Origin of the sequence: Bacillus sp. TH30, assembly GCF_016650875.1 — a bacterium.
In the GTDB taxonomy this organism is placed as follows: Bacteria; Bacillota; Bacilli; order Bacillales; family Bacillaceae_G; genus Bacillus_A; species Bacillus_A mycoides.
This window is the reverse complement of the sequence record NZ_JAEKEY010000002.1, coordinates 1,835,859-1,851,849: the sequence shown is the minus strand read 5'-3', so window position 1 is coordinate 1,851,849 and position 15,991 is coordinate 1,835,859. Positions and strand designations below refer to the sequence as shown.

Genomic DNA, 15,991 nt, shown 5'->3' with positions numbered 1-15,991 from the left:
TTAGTATTTGTCAGCTTTTTTAAGTGTAATTGCATTTCTTGTATGACTAATATCCTCGTAAAATAGTAATTTATCACTGCTAAATACATGTAATAAAACATGAATAATAAATAGCCCGTTAATTACAAATTGGAATAACAGTATAACTAGTAATACTAAAGGCTCTGTATGATTTAAAATAGAGCTACTAGAAAGAATGTAATTGATTCCACCTAAAATGAAATAGAATATACCGTAACGAATGAATAATTCTTTTAGTGTAATACGCTCTGCTTGTCCTTTAATGTAAATACGAAGCAACGCTTTCCCTATTGTTCTTCCATTTGTAAAATATGGGATGATAATAAAGTAAATTAAGATTGAACATGTAATGAAAAGGAGTTCGTATACATTTGTATAAGATTGGATGTTAGAAATAAATAGTAAGTTTCCTTTGTTTTTAATGAAAGGTACAACGATAGATAAGAAAATCCAATCAATTTGCATAGCGAGGAGACGACGAACGAATCCGACTGGTTTCGTTTCCAAATCAATATGACTATCTAATTCGCTTGTTTTTGGCAGGAAGTACGTAAATATTGGTGCAATGATAAAACCGATTACGCCGCCTAGTGTGTTTAAAAACAGATCGTCGATATCGAATAAGCGATATGCACAATTATAAATACCATATAATCCAGTTACTTGTGTTAATTCAAAGAACAGTGAAAGGCAAAAAGAAATGCACACTGTTTGGAAGAAACTACGTCGGAAATAATAACGTAAGTAAATACCGAATGGAACGGTTAATAGAACGTTAAAAGCAACTTGTAAAAATACAGATTCTTTTAATAACAAGAAATAAGTAGTAGGTTTCGTTAAAATTGCCGATGTATGATTACTAATCTCTTGTATGAAATAAAATGGTGAGAGTTGCATATGCTGTGTATTAGCGGGTTGTAGGCTACAAGTATCATACGTTTGTGGTAACGGCAAAATAACAAGAAAATAGGCATTTAATAAGTAAAGTAATAATGAGTATAAAATAAATGAGCGCCATTTATTTAAATAACCGTATTTTCGATAATTAAATATTAAAAAAGGAATTAATAGAAACATTGCTAAAATAGGAAATAAAATAAAAGCTGTTTTTACTGGAAATAAATATGCAGTCAAAATGAAGCTCCTTTCAATGAAATTTCGTTTATCATTATAGCGCTTAAAAGAATGTAAAACAAAGTTGAAATAGCTCGAAATAGAAAAAATTACAAATTTAAAATAGATTAAGTTATAATAAGTTTAATATAAAGATATTATGATTATACAAGTTGAAAGAGGGTACATGATATGCAATATGAGCTTTTTTCGGTAAGCGGGGATCATATTACAACTTTTGAAAGCACATGGCGTTTTCAAGAGGGGGAACAGATTTTTGTTCATGATGATAATACAAAACGAAATTTTATTATTATTCGCTTAACACATGATTTATTTCAAAAAAATACACATGTTATTCGCTTGTATTGTCAGGAAAAGAAAGTTTATGCATAAGGAAAAACCACTTACTGTATGAGGGCAGTAAGTGGTTTTTTATCCCGCTATTTGTGGGCAGTAAAACTCCCACCTCAAAATTCAAGTGGAGCAAAGAAGTTAGGTGGGAGCCCTGCTGCCCGTAAAAGCCCGATTGGTGAGGGCTAATAATCAGGGGGGATGAACAAAACCCCCCACTGATTAAAGTTTCATTTTATAAGAAAATGATAGTTAGCACACCTACGATAATACAGTAGAAAGAGAAGTATTTTAAATTTCCTTTTACCATAATGTTCATAAACCATTTTAATGAAATATATGTCATGACAAATGTTGCGATGAAAGCAACAATATAAGGTACAAATAATGTATCTAAATTTGGATCGTTTGCAATGTCTGTAATACTTAACAATAAACCACCTAAGCTAACAGGAATGTATAGTAAGAATGAGAAGCGAAGAGCTGTTTCTTGCTTCATACCAAGTAACATTGCTGCCACAATTGTAGCACCTGATCTGCTTATACCAGGAATTAGTGCGCAAGCTTGTGCTAGACCAATAATGATTGCATCTTTCATAGAAAGGTCGCCATCATTTTTACGTCCACGCAAGTTTCGAATAATCCAAAGGCCGATAGCAGTAATAAGAAGGGAAATCCCAACCATTTTAACACCTTTTAAATAGTGGTCGATATAATCTTTAAATAAAACTCCAATTACACCTGCTGGAATGGTTGCAATAACAAGGTAAATAATAAAGAAGAAATCTGATTTTGCATCTTCTGCTCTTGTGAATATATAAGATAGACCATTCTTCGTTAGACGAATTAAGTCATTTCTATAAATAAGTAATACAGCTAATAATGAAGCTGAATTAACAAGTAGCTCAAAGCTAAACCCTTCTATTTTTAGTCCTAGCAAATGCTGTGCTAAAACGAGGTGACCACTTGAAGAAATCGGAATTGGTTCTGTTAGTCCTTGGAACAGACCAAGAATTAAATATTTTAAAATGTAGTAAAATTGTTCCATAATAACCTCCTTGTTTATTAGTCGAAAGAAACAACTTGTCCATTATAACAAGAATACGGATGAATATTGAGAAGAAATAAATATTCGAAATATAATAAAAATCCCTTATAACAGTATAAGGGATTTTTATTATTAATGAGAAACTACTGTTTCTTCAAGACTTTTCGTTAATTGAACATCGACTTTCTCAGCATCATGAATATGATTCATAATAGTAGTATTTAACTTTTGGAACATTTGTTGTGTATTAGCGAATTCACGTAATATATCATCATTACAAGATTTTTGGTTTTCGATAGCTTTAATAACATTTGTAGCACCGCTTTGTAACGTTTGAATCATAATTAAAATGTTTTCAATTCTAGCGTTTGTATCGGCACTCATTTCTACACCTTCATCAACTAAATGCAAATTATCTTTTGTGTTATCGTATGCTTTTTCAATTTCTTCTTGAATTTTTTTCGTTAAGTTACCGATGTTTTTTGTACTTTCAGCTGTACTTTCAGCTAGTTTTCTTACTTCATTAGCAACAACAGCAAATCCTTTACCGTGTTCTCCAGCACGTGCAGCTTCAATACTTGCATTCAACGCTAGTAAATTTGTTTGTGCTGCAATGTTTTGAATCACTTCTACAATTTGTTCAATTTCTTTAGAGCGTTCGCTTAAATGATTCATACTATTAGAAGTACGTTGAGATTGTTCACCTAATCTATTAATTACAATGAGTAAGCGATGAACGGATTCTTTTCCTTCATTAGAGCAATCGATAATTTCTTCAATAGATTGAATTAAGTTTTGCTCTTTTTGTAGCATTTCGTTATTTAATTCGTTGGAATGTGTAGTACGCGTAGAAACATTTTCAAAGCATGCGTTCAATTGTTGAATTAAGTTTTGGAGTGTATGATGTTGGCTATTTACAAGTTCGTGCTCTTGCATAACGCTTTTTACACGATTATGGATAGAAGATATAATTTCTTGTTTTTCCACATCTTTTTGTTTTAATTCTGCTTCTAGTTCATGTATATGAGTTTCTAGTTGATCAATTTTATGTTGGAGTGATTTCTTTTGAGTAAACATTTTATTTAATTCAACCGCCTTTAGGATTTTTAATTTCTCTATATTTGGATTTTAGCATCTTTTATAATTTTTAAATATAGGAATTGTTAAATATTTAAGAATCTATTACATTTTGTTCACAATTCTCTTTTTTTGTCATGAAAAATAAACTGTATTTAATGGTTCTGTAAACAAACTGTAAAATAAATCATGTATAACTGTATAAGAAGGGAGTCGGATTATGAACTATTTTAAGCGAATCAGTAGTCTAGTATTAGCAGGAATTATCGTTCTTTCTAGTACAGTCGCTGTAAAAGCAGAGTCAAACGACGAGAAACTTAACAACATGCAACAGCAATTGCAGCAAAACGATGCAGATATGCAGAAGAAAGAGCAAGAGAAGCAAGCTGTTAGTAAAGAAATTCAAGGTATCGAAAATGAACTACATAATTTAAATAATACAATTGCAAAAAATAAAGAGGATCAAGCTGCTATTCAACGTAAAATCGATGAAACACATAAGCAGATTGAACAAAAAAAGAACGAAATTGTCGTTTTAGAAGATAAAGTCCTTGCTCGTAAGGATATTATGAAAAAACGTATGGTTTCTGTTCAAAATAGCTCAAATACGAGTTTAGTAGTAGAAGTTGTTGTAGAATCAAAAAACTTTGCAGATTTCATACAACGTATGAACGCAGTTACGACTATTCTAGAAGCAGATAAAGAAATTTTACGTCTACAAGAACAAGATCTTCGTCAAATTGAAGAAGATAAAAAAGAGATTGATGAAAAAGAAGCATCTTTAGTAGTAGATAAACAAAAATTAGCAAAAGCACAAGCTGATTTGCAAGATAACTTGAAAAAACGTCAAGATAACTTACAAACAGTTCAAGCTAAATATAATCAGGTTGCAAGCCAACTTAATTTAGCAGCAGAAGAAAAGGCTAAAATTGAATCAAATATGAAGGCAGTACAGGAAACAATCGCTCGTGAACAAGAAGCAGCAAGAATTGCAGCGGAAGAGCGTGCAAAAGCGGAAGCAGCTGCAAAGGCTGAGCAAGAAGCTTTAGCGAAAGCGCAAGCGGAAGTTGCTGAAAAGCAAAAGCAAGAAAAAGCTAATAAACCAGCTGAACCAGTTGCTAATAATAGTTCGAAAGTAGAGCCTGAACAGCCTAAAGTAACTGCTGGCGGAAAAGAAATGTATGTACACGCAACAGCTTATACAGCAGATCCATCTGAAAATGGTTATGCAGCAGGTCAACAAGTATATTCTGCATGGGGACCGGGTGGTAAGCCTTATAACTTAACTGCAAACCCAGGAATGAAATTAATTGCGGTGGATCCATCTGTTATTCCATTAGGATCTACTGTAAATGTTGAAGGCTATGGAATTGCAATTGCAGCAGATACTGGTGGCGCGATTAAAGGTCACAAAATCGATGTTTTAATGCCGGATAAAGCTTCGTCTAGTAATTGGGGCAGAAAAAATGTTAAAGTTACAATTTTAAACTAAAACGTAATCCAACTTTACAAAACGTAAAGTTGGATTTTTTTGTAAAAATAATGTTAAGTTGAGTTTACATTTTGTTAAGAGTATCATACAATAATAGTGAGAGGTGGTAAATTTGACCATTTTAAATAGAGTGAAGGAATTAAGAGCTCGTTTTAATTTTACACAAAGTGTATTAGCGGAAAAAGTCGGAGTGACGAGACAAACGATCGCTGCAATTGAAAAAGGGGATTACGTTCCTTCGTTGTTATTAGCGCTTACAATTTGTGATGTGTTCCAGTTAAAGATGGAAGATGTGTTTGTTTTAAATAAGGAGGGGGAAGAGGATGAATAGAATTGTCGCTTCGTATATCATAAATTTATTTTACAGTGTATTGGCATGCTGGGCATTTGTAGAGTTTTATGATTTTTGTATCCGGTTTGCTGATATTATTAAAAATGAGAGTTTGCCATCCAAAATAACAATGAGTTTGACACCTGCGGTATTACTATTTATTGTAGCTATCATAATAGCGTTCTTTAAAAGATTGCATAAGAAGAAATATAAAAAATCATCATTGCAATTGTATCCGTTATTATTTCCCCAAGAAGATGAACGCGAGAAGGATATTACAGATAGAGCATGTCGAACAACATTTGTATCATTGTGGTTTGTATTACCTTGTGCACTAGGATTATTAATATTTACACCTGTAGCAAATTTATATATTTCGGCATACCCTTTATATGTTGTGTATTTGATTTATTTAATTCAAATGACGGTCTTTCACGTATCACTATACAGAAATAAATTAGCTTAGAAAGAAACCTTCTTGCACGTGCAAGAAGGTTTCTTTTCAGCTTACACTTGTACATATAGCAATATTGTCTTATCATTTTATATAGAGTAAGATTTTGTAACGGAAAGGAATTGTATATGAATAAGCAAAAAATTTATAGTATAGTAGCAATCCTTCTATTTGTTGTAGGTGGTGTATTAATCGGAAAGCCATTTTATGATGGATATAATGCAGAGAAGAAGCAGACAGCGAATGTACAAGCTGTTCAAAAGATGGAATATGAAAAGCATGATACAGAATTTGTAGATGCTTCAAAAATTAATCAACCAGACTTGGCAGAAGTAGCGAGTGCATCGTTAGATAAAAAACAAGTAATCGGTCGTATTTCAATTCCGAGCATCTCATTAGAACTTCCTGTTTTAAAAGCGTCGACTGAAAAGAATTTATTATCAGGTGCGGCAACTGTAAGAGAAAATCAAGTAATGGGACAAGGGAATTATGCACTTGCAGGGCATAATATGTCAAAAAAAGGTGTTTTATTTAGTGATGTATCAACTTTAAAGAAGAACGATAAAATTTATTTGTATGACAATGCAAATGAGTATGAGTATACTGTTACCGGTGTATCTGAAGTGACTCCTGATAAATGGGAAGTTGTAGAGGATCATGGGAAAGATGAGATAACACTTATTACATGTGTATCTGTTAAGGATAATTCTAAGCGTTTTGTTATTACGGGTGATTTAGTAGGAACAAAGGGTAAGAAATAAAGAAAAAGAAGGTTCACTCTTTAAAGAGTGAACCTTCTTTTTTATCCAATGTTGAGAAATAAAAGAATATTTTAGTTGGTATTTAAATATTTTTCTATTTTTATATAATAAAGTAATGATTCTAGATTTTGGGAGGAACAAAAGTGAAACAGCAAGTAAAAAAACTTCTTTTAACAACAAGTGTAGCGTTATTGGTAGCGCCAATTTCTGCTTATGCACATCCAGGACGTACAGATGCTAATGGTGGACATACGTGCCGTACAAACTGTGAGAAATGGGGATTGCAGTACGGGGAATATCATTATCACAATAAACCAGCTTCTAGTAGTGGTACAACGAGTCCAGCTCCTAGCCAAAATAATAATGGTGCTGTAGAAGCTGAAAGACAAGCAGAAGCGCAGCGCAATGCAGAGGCAGAAAAACAACGTGCTGCAGAAGCGCAGCGCAATGCAGAGGCAGAAAAACAGCGTGCTGCAGAAGAACAGCGTAAAGCAGAGGAAGAGAGACAGCGTGCTGCAGAAGAACAGCGCAAAGTAGAGAAAGAGAGACAGCGTGCTGCAGAAGAACAACGCAAAGCAGAGGAAGCGCAGCGTAAAGCTGAGGCTGAAAAGGGACAAGCTGAAGGTCAAAAAAGTGGAGAGACAGATTTTAAAGCAGGAAAGAATAATGCAGAAGGATATGTAGCTGGAAAGTCAGACGCATATAAACAAGCATTTACAACTGCGTATGCTGCGGCATGGTCTTTAGAAGAACAGAAAAAAGCACATTTTGAAAAAGGTAAAGAGCAAGGGTTAACACAAGAAGCAATGGACGATAGTCAAATTACTCCTGAGTTTAAGGGGAGCTTTGCAGAAGGTTTCCAAGTAGGTAATAAAGAGAGAACCGAAAAGATTGAAAAAGAACAAGCGGAACTTGGTGAAAAGGCTGGTAAAGAATTAGCTGAAAAGAAACCTGGAAATACTGAAAAGGATACATATGTGAAAGTATATGAAACCGCGTATGAAAAAGGATATAAGTCTGCTAAAAAGGCAGCGGAAAAAGCTGGATATACATATGCATTTGAAAACTACGACTTAAAAGTTCCTGCTAAGTATGAAAAGAATGAAACATTAAAGAAATGGTTTACTGAAGGATTTAAATCAAATAAAAAGGCAGCGGAAATTCGAGAAGAAGGATATAAAAAAGGAGACAGCTGGCTTTCGTTCTTCTATAAGAGTTTCGTGCCAAGTGAATATAAAGAACATAAAGGCTTGTATGAACAAGCAATAGAAAAGGGAAAGAAAGCGTAAAAAAAGATGAGGAAAATTCCTCATCTTTTTTTAATCCATCCATTTCACTAATTTCTTAGAAATTGATAATAAAACACAACCTAAAACGATCGCCACAGCGCCAATAACTGTGAATACTTCAGCATATCCAAGTGAAGTTGTGAAGCTTGCAAGCTGTCCGCCTAAAATATTAGCAATACCTGAGCTTGCTAACCATACGCCCATTAATAAAGAGGCTAGTTTTACTGGAGCGAGAGCACTAACCATTGATAGCCCGACAGGTGATAAGAATAGCTCACCTAACGTATGGAAAAGATACGTAAAGACGATAAATAGTAAGTTTGCTTTTTCTGTAATGTTATGTTCGTCACTGCCTGTTTTTAATGTAGCGATAACAAGAACAATATAACCGATACCGAGTAAGATCATACCAAGTCCCATTTTTGTTGGGATTTTCATGTCACCATTTTTTCTAGTTGCCAGTTTCGCCCATAATGCTGAAATGGCTGGTGCAAGTAAAATAATAAATAATGGATTGACCGATTGGAACCAAGACGTTGGTACTTCCCATCCGAATACGGAGCGGTCAACGAATTTATTTGTATATAATGTTAACGAACTACCAGCTTGTTCAAAACCGGCCCAGAAGAAGACAACGAAGCATGTTAAAATGACGATAACTGTTGTACGTTGTTTTTCTTTTTTTGTTAACGGTGTATTTCCTATTGTTTGTTGTCCAGCATCCGTTTGCAAATCGCGAGTTGGTTTTTTACCGATATCACCAAGGAAGCGATTTGATAGTGTTGTAAATAAAATTTGTCCAATGATCATTCCGATTGAAGCGGCTAAGAAACCGTAACGGAATCCGAAATGAACAACGCCATCTACTGTTGTTTTGAATAAATTTTCTGATAAAAACCCGCAAACGAGTGGAGCTAAAAATGAACCGACGTTAATACCCATATAGAAAATTGTAAATGCACTATCACGTTTTGGATCATTTTCTTCGTATAATTCTCCAACAAGTGTAGAGATATTCGGTTTGAAGAATCCATTACCGATAATAATAAGCGCTAATCCGAGGTATAGACCGACTTGGTTTTGCAAGGCAAATAGTGTAAGGTTACCGATTGCCATTGTTATACCACCAATTGTGATGGCTTTTCGTTTGCCTAGAAAACGGTCCGTTAAGTATCCACCGATCAATGGTGTGAAATAACAAGCACCAGTATAAAATCCGTAAATAGAGAGTGCCCAAGCGGGACTAAACCCAAGACCACCACTTACTAAAGCTGTTGTTAAATATAATGTTAATAATCCTCGTAATCCATAGTAACTAAATCTTTCCCACATTTCTGTAAAGAAGAGTAAGTATAAACCTGGAGGATGTTTCTTTTTTCTTTGTTGTTCTCTTTCTAGTTGTATCGCTGATTCCATAATAGTTTCCTCCTGACACAAGCAAAAAACAAAGTTAATAGTATTGTATGATTAATATTTTACCTTATTAACTATTATAAGTCAATAAAGGTTGATTTTTCAGAAGAAATTTGAAAAGGGAAATAGCTATAGAATGGGTGTTTCTTTTGTGATAGACTATGGACTATGTTTTCTTTGTAAGGAAGCGGATTACCGCATTTTTTTATTTGTGGAATTGATTTCATGTAAGGTGAAATTGAAGAAGGAGAAAGAAATGAAATTGTTACAGAAAAAAGAAATTTTGCTTATTAGTCTTATGTTATTCTCTATGTTCTTTGGGGCCGGAAATCTTATATTTCCACCTTTCCTTGGATATGAAGCAGGAGAACATGTATGGATTGCATTGTTAGGTTTTATTATATCAGCAACAGGGCTTCCTATATTAGGTGTTATCGCTATTGCGAAAGCAGGGAGTTTTCAAACGTTAGCGGGCAGGGTTCATTCTTCATTTGCAATTATTTTTCCGTGTATTGTGTACTTATTTATTGGACCAGGTCTTGGTATACCACGTGCAGGAAGTTTAGCTTTTGAAATAGGGCCAGGCCAGTTGTTCCCAGAAGCGGGTAGCGTAGTTTTGTTATTGTACACGGCTATTTTCTTTAGTATTGTTTACTGGTTAAGTTTATCACCGTCTAAATTAATGGGCTTGTTTGGAAAGGTGTTAACGCCTTTATTATTATGTATGATTGCTATTATATTTATAAAAAGTATGTTTACATCAGTAGGCGGTGTGAAAGAGCCTTCAGGAAATTATGGACAAGCTCCTATGTTCCAAGGATTTTTAGATGGATATTTAACGATGGATGCGTTAGCAGCTTTAATATTTGGGATTGTTATTGCAAATGCTCTGCGTGCAAAAGGTGTAGCGGATGATAAAGGTTTAGCAAAATATATGAGTATTGCTGGTATTGGAGCAGGGCTTTTATTATCTATTATTTATGTCATTCTTGGATATGTTGGTTCAATTAGTGGTTCATTGGGTACATTTGATAACGGTGCGAAAGTGTTAGCACAAGTTATGACGACATTATTTGGACAAGGCGGAGTAGTATTATTAGGCCTTATTTTTACTATCGCATGTTTATGTGTTTCAATTGGGCTGGTTACGTCTTGTAGTCAGTTTTTTGCAAGTGTATTTCCGAAAGTATCTTATAAAGTTTGGGCATTTATATTAAGTTTTGTTAGTATGGTTTTAGCTAATTTAGGATTAACGCAAATTTTAAAAGTATCGGTACCGATTCTTGGATTTATTTATCCAGTTGCACTAACGCTTATTATTTTAGGGTTATTCCATAAGTATATTGGAAAGTATGTATACGTATATTCGGTAACGATTGGACTCGTAGCGGTATTTAGTGCGATTGATATTTTAAACAAAAGTGTACTGATGAATAAATGGACACCACTACTAAAAATGCTTCCGTTTTATTCAGAAGGTGTAGGGTGGATTGTTCCGGCATTTGTAGGTGTCTGCCTCGGTGTAATTGTTAGTATTGCTATAAATAAGAATAAATAAGTAAGAGGTGTTTTCCTATTTCGGAAAACACCTTTCTTTTTTTGGAAAAATAGTATTGAAAATGAATAGACTAAGAGTATGATAAAGGTAATTGGTAATATATAGGTTTTACATGAGTGATGAGGGGGGAGCGTATGAATGAGGATTTGAATAAGAAAATAGAAGCACTCGAAACGGCAATTGAAACGATGCAAGAGGCACTTTATGAATTGAAAGCGAAACAAAGAAAAATAGAAGTAGATAAAGTTCAACAAAATGTTAATAAGGAAAAGAAAGAATATATTGAAGCGGTAAGTAATGAAAAGTTACAAGAAGATGTAGTTAAGACGAGGAAGTCCATGCAAGAGCCAGAGGTGAAACAAGTAGATATATCTGCATTTAAACCAGAACCATTTAATATTATAAAGTTTTGTCAAACGTGGTTACCACGCATATTTGTCGGTATTATGCTACTTGGCGTTATTTGGTTATTCAAAGCAGGGGTAGATGCCGGATTATTGACACCAGCGATACGGGTTGTGTTTGGTATAGTACTATCTGTCGGTTTGTATTACGTAGGAGATATACAAATTAAAAGAGAGCGGCAAGCGTTAGGGTTAGTATTAGCTGGAGGAAGTATTACGGGAATTGTTTTAACAACGTTTGCGGCACATTATTTATATGAGTTTATTCCTGCAAGTATTGCGTTTATCTGTAATATTGTATGGGTTATTTTAGGGATTTATTTAGCGAAAAGATATAGATCGGAATACCTCGCTATTTTCGTGGCGGTGGGAGCATTTTTTGTTCCTTTCTTGTTAAATAGTACGACTCCTAATACGTGTATTTTCTTTAGTTATGAGACGATATTAACAATTAGCCTATTATGGTATGCATTGAGAAACCTTTATAAGTACTTGTATATGATTTCTTATGTTGTTGCGGCAATTGTCCTATTTGTCTTCTTTGTTGTTATGTCAATATTAGTAGAGAATGTGCAAGTACAGTTAACAGTTGTATACGGTGCAATTCATTTACTATTATTTTGGCATATGTTTTCGGAGAGAAGTTTTATACAAGAAGCAAGATTGGCGATATTTAGTGCGAATGCAGTTTTCTTTATTTTAGCTATTTCTCAAATTCCTGAATTTACAACGTGGGGAATAGTTATAAGTGCATTTGTGCATACTGTTATGTTTGTACTTGAATATAGGAAGAATAAACATTCGGTATTTTCAAATCTAATATTTGGCTTTGCAATGGGGTCATTTAGTTTAGCGATTTTATACGAGTATAGTTTGGTGAATGCAGCGATCGTATTATTGTTACAAGGTTTCCTCGGTATGGTTACTGCTATTAAAGTAAAGCAAAATATTAAGTTGTATGTAGGTGCAACGATTTATGCGATTGGAATGGTACAGACGATTTTTAGCCCGTTTGATGAGTTCATTTCAGCAGGGTTTGTCGCTCATATTATTTTAATAGGAACGTTCTATTATTGCATGATACAAGCAAAAGAAGTGTTAGCGAGTTTAGGTAAATATGTTTATTCTATAGCGCTCTACTCGTTAATGGTTATTGTATTTATTACAATTACTAGGATCGGTGAAGTTCTTTCTACAGATGGAAGTATAATTAGCGTATCTGTATCATTATTATGGATGGTATATGCTTTATTTGCAGTTTGGTTTGGCCGTTATAGACAGATGAACGAAATATTATATGCTGGATTAGTCGTATTAGTAGTAACAGTAGGGAAGTTATTCCTTCTCGACCTACCAGAGGTGTCGATGATGATTAGAGCGGTGTTATTCTTAATCGTAGGTAGTATAGGTATCGTTATTTCAAGAATGTTTTTCTCAAAAGAAGAGAAGTGAGAAGAAGGCAATCCCTTTACGGATTGCCTTTTCTTTTACTTTACTTTACTTTACTTTACTTTACTTTACTTCTTACCAATCGTTACAGCCTCATTATATTTAGCTGTTGTGTTTTGTCTTAGACGAAGTGTTGCCTGTCCAGTTGTATTTGGATCAAGTTGTACGTTCACAATTTTTTCAGCAGATCCTTGGTTATTTGTTATGAAAGAGAATGTACTGCTATATCCGAAAGAAGACGGCCAAGTGCCATTTGTATTTTGAACTTTTGCCACCTGTGTTCCGCCAGTTGTGAAGATACCTAAAGAATAATTATTGTATGTTGTATTTGGTAATAAGTTATTTACTTGAATCTTCATTTGGAACACTTCATTGTTTGGTAGAATGCTAGGGTGAGTAATTACGTAATCACTCGTTGTCACTGCGCCGTTATAGCCGTATGAACCTGGTTTGAAAGTATTGGTATTGAACCACTGGTAACCTTGACTTGGTGCGCTCCAAGGTTCTGGTTGTGGTTCTGTTGATAAGCTTGGTTGTTCAAATGTTTGTAGAGCTGTAGGTGCATCAAGCTGTAAACCACTCACTTGATCTAAGCTTGTAAATGTTTCTTGCTTCGCTAACCAATTCACGATGTTTTCTAATAGAACAGCATCGTTTTCTTCTTTATAACCATCATAAGTTTTCTTTGATTGACCTGAATCTTCGCGAACATATTTTGGCGTAGCATCTTCAACAGGAGAAGAATCACCAATAAAGGCTGCTTTTCCAAGGCCAACTTTCGAAATAGCAGCATAAGGCCCCTCTGCAACGCCACCACCGTTATAAACGCCGCTATCAACAGCGTTATTCCATTTTGATGGATTTTCTGGAAGATATACAAGGCCTTTCGCTAGTTTTGGATTTGTAATCGCAAGAGTAGAGCCGGCATGCATTGCTACAGATGAAACGCCAGTTGTAATTCCGAATGATTGCGCAGGTGAGACAATATTTTTAGCTGAAACATCACCAAGTGCATTGTAACGGAAGCGAATACCGAAATTATTGGATAGCCAATCAGAGCTTTCTACTCCTTGCATAGCTTGTGAAGTTGTTTCTTCATTAGACATTCCCTTTGCTGGATTATCCCATGCCCCGCGTCTATATCCATTGAACACTTCTGAGGAGTCCCAGCGGTTTTTATTACGATCTGCATTATAATGATCGGCAATGAAGAAAATGCTGCCGCCATTTTTCACGTATTGTAACATTGCGTCTTGTTCAGATTTTTTGTAAGGAATATTTGCCTCTGGAACGATAAACACGTTGTAATTTTTTAAGTCGTCGTATGTAATAGGTGTTGATTTACGAAGTTCTTTTACATGATATCCGTTCTGGGCAATGCCGTTTCCGAAATCAGAAAAACCGCCATCAATAACCCAATCAGCTGTCCCGGCAGTTTGACCGTGCGTATTATCAAATAATACTTTCTTCCCATTGTTTTGATTTACAACCTTTGCAGCAATTTCAGGAGCTGGGTCTACAGAGCTTTCGGCATAAGTAGACGGTATGAACGAACTCCCCATACTAAGTGTAATTGCTGTTGCTAAAGAAAATGTAATCCATTTTTTATTCTTCATAGAAGAATCCCCCTAATAATAAATATATGTGCTTTAATAATGTAATTTATTTTTCTGAAAAAATAAAGACAGAAAACGTAAAAAATATTAAAAAATTGTAAAAATAAAGTGAATTTTGTTGAGAAATATTTATATAGACAATAAAAAATCCCTTCCAATTAATAAGGAAGGGATAGCTTGTTTAACTAATTTTTGAATTAGGTGTTTCATCGATCTTATGAAACCCTTTCATGTAATACACGATAGCTAAGCCGATAAGCCAAATTGGGCCAATGATTAATGCAATTCGTGTATCTTCTGAATACGCCATAATACCTAGTACAAGTGCGAGGAAGCCAAGTGAGAAGTAAGAGCTTAATGGATGTAAAGGCATTTTATACGTTAGCTTGTCTTTTTTCTCAGTTGGTAATCCTTTACGGAATTTAATTTGAGCGACTAATATAATACCCCAAGTCCAAATTGCCCCGAAAGTTGAAATGCTAGTTAACCATGTAAATACTTTTGCAGGCACAAGGTAGTTTAATATAACACCAACAAGTAAAACGATAGCCGTTGCTACAATTCCTTGACTCGGAATGCCATTTTTATTTAAACGTCCAAATCGTTCAGGTGCTTTCTTTTGTTGTGCTAGTGTAAATAGCATACGCCCTGTACTAAATAAACCACCGTTACAAGAAGAAAGTGCAGCTGTTAATACAACAAAGTTAATAATACCTGCTGCTTTTGCAATGCCGATTTGTTGGAATGTTAATACGAATGGACTTCCTTTCTCGCCAAGTTCGTTCCATGGATAAATTGCCATCATAACGAATAATGCCCCGACGTAAAAGATTAGGATTCTCCAAAATACGTTATCGATAGCTTTTGCGAGTGTTTTCTTCGGGTTTTGAGCTTCACCAGCTGTAACACCAATTAGTTCAACGCCTAGATAAGCGAATAATACCATTTGTAAGGAAAGCAATAATCCAGAGAAGCCATTTGGGAACCAGCCCCCATGTTCCCAAAGATTTGAAATACCAGTTGCAACGCCGCCATTTCCAAATCCGAATAGAATAATACCAAAGCCAATCACTATCATACAGATAATTGTGACAATTTTAATGAGAGCAAACCAAAACTCAAGTTCTCCAAATACTTTTACTGATAAGAAGTTGAAAGCGCTCATTAATAATAGAGCGAGTAGTGCCCAAGTCCAGCGCGGGATATCTGGGAACCAGTACTGCATGTAAATTCCAGCCGCCGTAATTTCAGCCATACAAGTAACAACCCATAAGAACCAGTAGTTCCAACCAGTAATATAGCCAGCAAGTGGGCCGATATAATCATTAGCATATTTACTAAAAGAGCCGGCAACCGGTTGTTCAATTGCCATTTCTCCGAGCGCTCGCATAATGAAAAAAATAACGAGTCCAGCGATCATATAACCTAGTAAGATGGAAGGACCAGCTAGTTTAATAGCAGAAGCAGATCCTAAAAATAGCCCAACGCCAATAGCCGAACCGAGTGACATTAAAGTAATATGTCGTTCTTTTAAACCTCGATTTAAAGTTCCAGATTTGTTTGTGTGCTGCATAAGAAGAATCCCCCTTGTAGAATGAGCTACCTAAATAT

General features: G+C 34.8%; 13 protein-coding genes and 1 pseudogene. 8 read left to right on the top strand and 6 right to left on the bottom strand.

What is annotated here, in order from left to right; translation table 11 throughout:
- A complete protein-coding gene (locus JFU20_RS11800) occupies positions 1–1,155 on the bottom strand; it encodes a VanZ family protein (protein ID WP_201038637.1) in 1,155 nt (384 codons plus the stop codon).
- A 171-nt stretch (positions 1,156–1,326) separates the two neighbouring features.
- On the opposite strand from JFU20_RS11800, the gene JFU20_RS11795 reads away from it, so the two are divergent.
- A complete protein-coding gene (locus tag JFU20_RS11795) occupies positions 1,327–1,530 on the top strand; it encodes a hypothetical protein (protein WP_002010557.1) in 204 nt (67 codons plus the stop codon).
- Positions 1,531–1,723: 193 nt separating this feature from the next.
- Here the strand turns inward: JFU20_RS11795 and JFU20_RS11790 are convergent, their stop codons facing one another.
- A complete protein-coding gene (locus JFU20_RS11790) occupies positions 1,724–2,536 on the bottom strand; it encodes an undecaprenyl-diphosphate phosphatase (protein WP_201038636.1) in 813 nt (270 codons plus the stop codon).
- A 132-nt stretch (positions 2,537–2,668) separates the two neighbouring features.
- Positions 2,669–3,172 (bottom strand): annotated as a pseudogene (locus JFU20_RS30710) (methyl-accepting chemotaxis protein); the annotation flags it as partial.
- A gap of 661 nt (positions 3,173–3,833) precedes the next feature.
- Here JFU20_RS30710 and JFU20_RS11780 point away from each other — a divergent pair.
- The 5 genes from JFU20_RS11780 (at position 3,834) to JFU20_RS11760 (ending at position 7,940) form a co-directional block, all read left to right on the top strand.
- Positions 3,834–5,105, top strand: a complete 1,272-nt coding sequence (locus JFU20_RS11780) for a 3D domain-containing protein (RefSeq protein WP_002010551.1) — start codon at positions 3,834–3,836, stop codon at positions 5,103–5,105.
- Between the two features lie 112 nt (positions 5,106–5,217).
- Complete coding sequence (locus tag JFU20_RS11775; RefSeq protein ID WP_000154019.1) at positions 5,218–5,436, top strand: helix-turn-helix transcriptional regulator; 219 nt, start codon at positions 5,218–5,220, stop codon at positions 5,434–5,436.
- The gene (locus JFU20_RS11770) at positions 5,429–5,902 is read left to right on the top strand and encodes a DUF2178 domain-containing protein (protein ID WP_002167110.1); all 474 of its coding nucleotides are present in this window, start codon (positions 5,429–5,431) and stop codon (positions 5,900–5,902) included. Before JFU20_RS11775 ends, JFU20_RS11770 begins: the two co-directional genes overlap by 8 nt.
- A gap of 116 nt (positions 5,903–6,018) precedes the next feature.
- Positions 6,019–6,651 (top strand): class A sortase, encoded by a 633-nt coding sequence (locus tag JFU20_RS11765; protein WP_002010547.1) that lies wholly within the window; start codon positions 6,019–6,021, stop codon positions 6,649–6,651.
- A 143-nt stretch (positions 6,652–6,794) separates the two neighbouring features.
- Positions 6,795–7,940, top strand: coding sequence for a YHYH domain-containing protein (locus JFU20_RS11760; RefSeq protein ID WP_033715630.1), 1,146 nt, complete (start codon positions 6,795–6,797; stop codon positions 7,938–7,940).
- A 30-nt stretch (positions 7,941–7,970) separates the two neighbouring features.
- Here the strand turns inward: JFU20_RS11760 and JFU20_RS11755 are convergent, their stop codons facing one another.
- Positions 7,971–9,356 (bottom strand): peptide MFS transporter, encoded by a 1,386-nt coding sequence (locus JFU20_RS11755; protein ID WP_002167113.1) that lies wholly within the window; start codon positions 9,354–9,356, stop codon positions 7,971–7,973.
- Positions 9,357–9,609: 253 nt separating this feature from the next.
- On the opposite strand from JFU20_RS11755, the gene brnQ1 reads away from it, so the two are divergent.
- Together brnQ1 and JFU20_RS11745 are read left to right on the top strand one after the other, a co-directional pair.
- The gene (gene brnQ1 / locus JFU20_RS11750; protein ID WP_483862164.1) at positions 9,610–10,911 is read left to right on the top strand and encodes a branched-chain amino acid transport system II carrier protein BrnQ1; all 1,302 of its coding nucleotides are present in this window, start codon (positions 9,610–9,612) and stop codon (positions 10,909–10,911) included.
- 134 nt (positions 10,912–11,045) lie between these two features.
- Positions 11,046–12,767: a DUF2339 domain-containing protein gene (locus JFU20_RS11745; RefSeq protein WP_002167117.1), complete on the top strand. Its 1,722-nt coding sequence runs from the start codon at positions 11,046–11,048 to the stop codon at positions 12,765–12,767.
- A 65-nt stretch (positions 12,768–12,832) separates the two neighbouring features.
- Here JFU20_RS11745 and JFU20_RS11740 read toward each other — a convergent pair whose 3' ends face one another.
- Entirely contained in the window at positions 12,833–14,380 is a 1,548-nt protein-coding gene (locus JFU20_RS11740; RefSeq protein ID WP_002010537.1) for a hypothetical protein, read from the bottom strand.
- A gap of 181 nt (positions 14,381–14,561) precedes the next feature.
- Positions 14,562–15,953 carry an amino acid permease gene (locus tag JFU20_RS11735; protein ID WP_002010536.1) on the bottom strand — a complete coding sequence of 464 codons (1,392 nt, stop codon included), beginning with the start codon at positions 15,951–15,953 and terminating at the stop codon, positions 14,562–14,564.
- Between the last annotated feature and the right edge of the window lie 38 nt (positions 15,954–15,991).

Excerpts from the sequence above, each read along its gene's own strand:
- JFU20_RS11795 (WP_002010557.1), top strand. The coding sequence starts at position 1,327 with ATGCAATATGAGCTTTTTTCGGTAAGCGGGGATCATATTACAACTTTT.
- JFU20_RS11790 (WP_201038636.1), bottom strand. The coding sequence starts at position 2,536 with ATGGAACAATTTTACTACATTTTAAAATATTTAATTCTTGGTCTGTTC.
- JFU20_RS11780 (WP_002010551.1), top strand. The coding sequence starts at position 3,834 with ATGAACTATTTTAAGCGAATCAGTAGTCTAGTATTAGCAGGAATTATC.
- JFU20_RS11770 (WP_002167110.1), top strand. The coding sequence starts at position 5,429 with ATGAATAGAATTGTCGCTTCGTATATCATAAATTTATTTTACAGTGTA.
- JFU20_RS11765 (WP_002010547.1), top strand. The coding sequence starts at position 6,019 with ATGAATAAGCAAAAAATTTATAGTATAGTAGCAATCCTTCTATTTGTT.
- JFU20_RS11755 (WP_002167113.1), bottom strand. The coding sequence starts at position 9,356 with ATGGAATCAGCGATACAACTAGAAAGAGAACAACAAAGAAAAAAGAAA.
- brnQ1 (WP_483862164.1), top strand. The coding sequence starts at position 9,610 with ATGAAATTGTTACAGAAAAAAGAAATTTTGCTTATTAGTCTTATGTTA.
- JFU20_RS11745 (WP_002167117.1), top strand. The coding sequence starts at position 11,046 with ATGAATGAGGATTTGAATAAGAAAATAGAAGCACTCGAAACGGCAATT.
- JFU20_RS11740 (WP_002010537.1), bottom strand. The coding sequence starts at position 14,380 with ATGAAGAATAAAAAATGGATTACATTTTCTTTAGCAACAGCAATTACA.
- JFU20_RS11735 (WP_002010536.1), bottom strand. The coding sequence starts at position 15,953 with ATGCAGCACACAAACAAATCTGGAACTTTAAATCGAGGTTTAAAAGAA.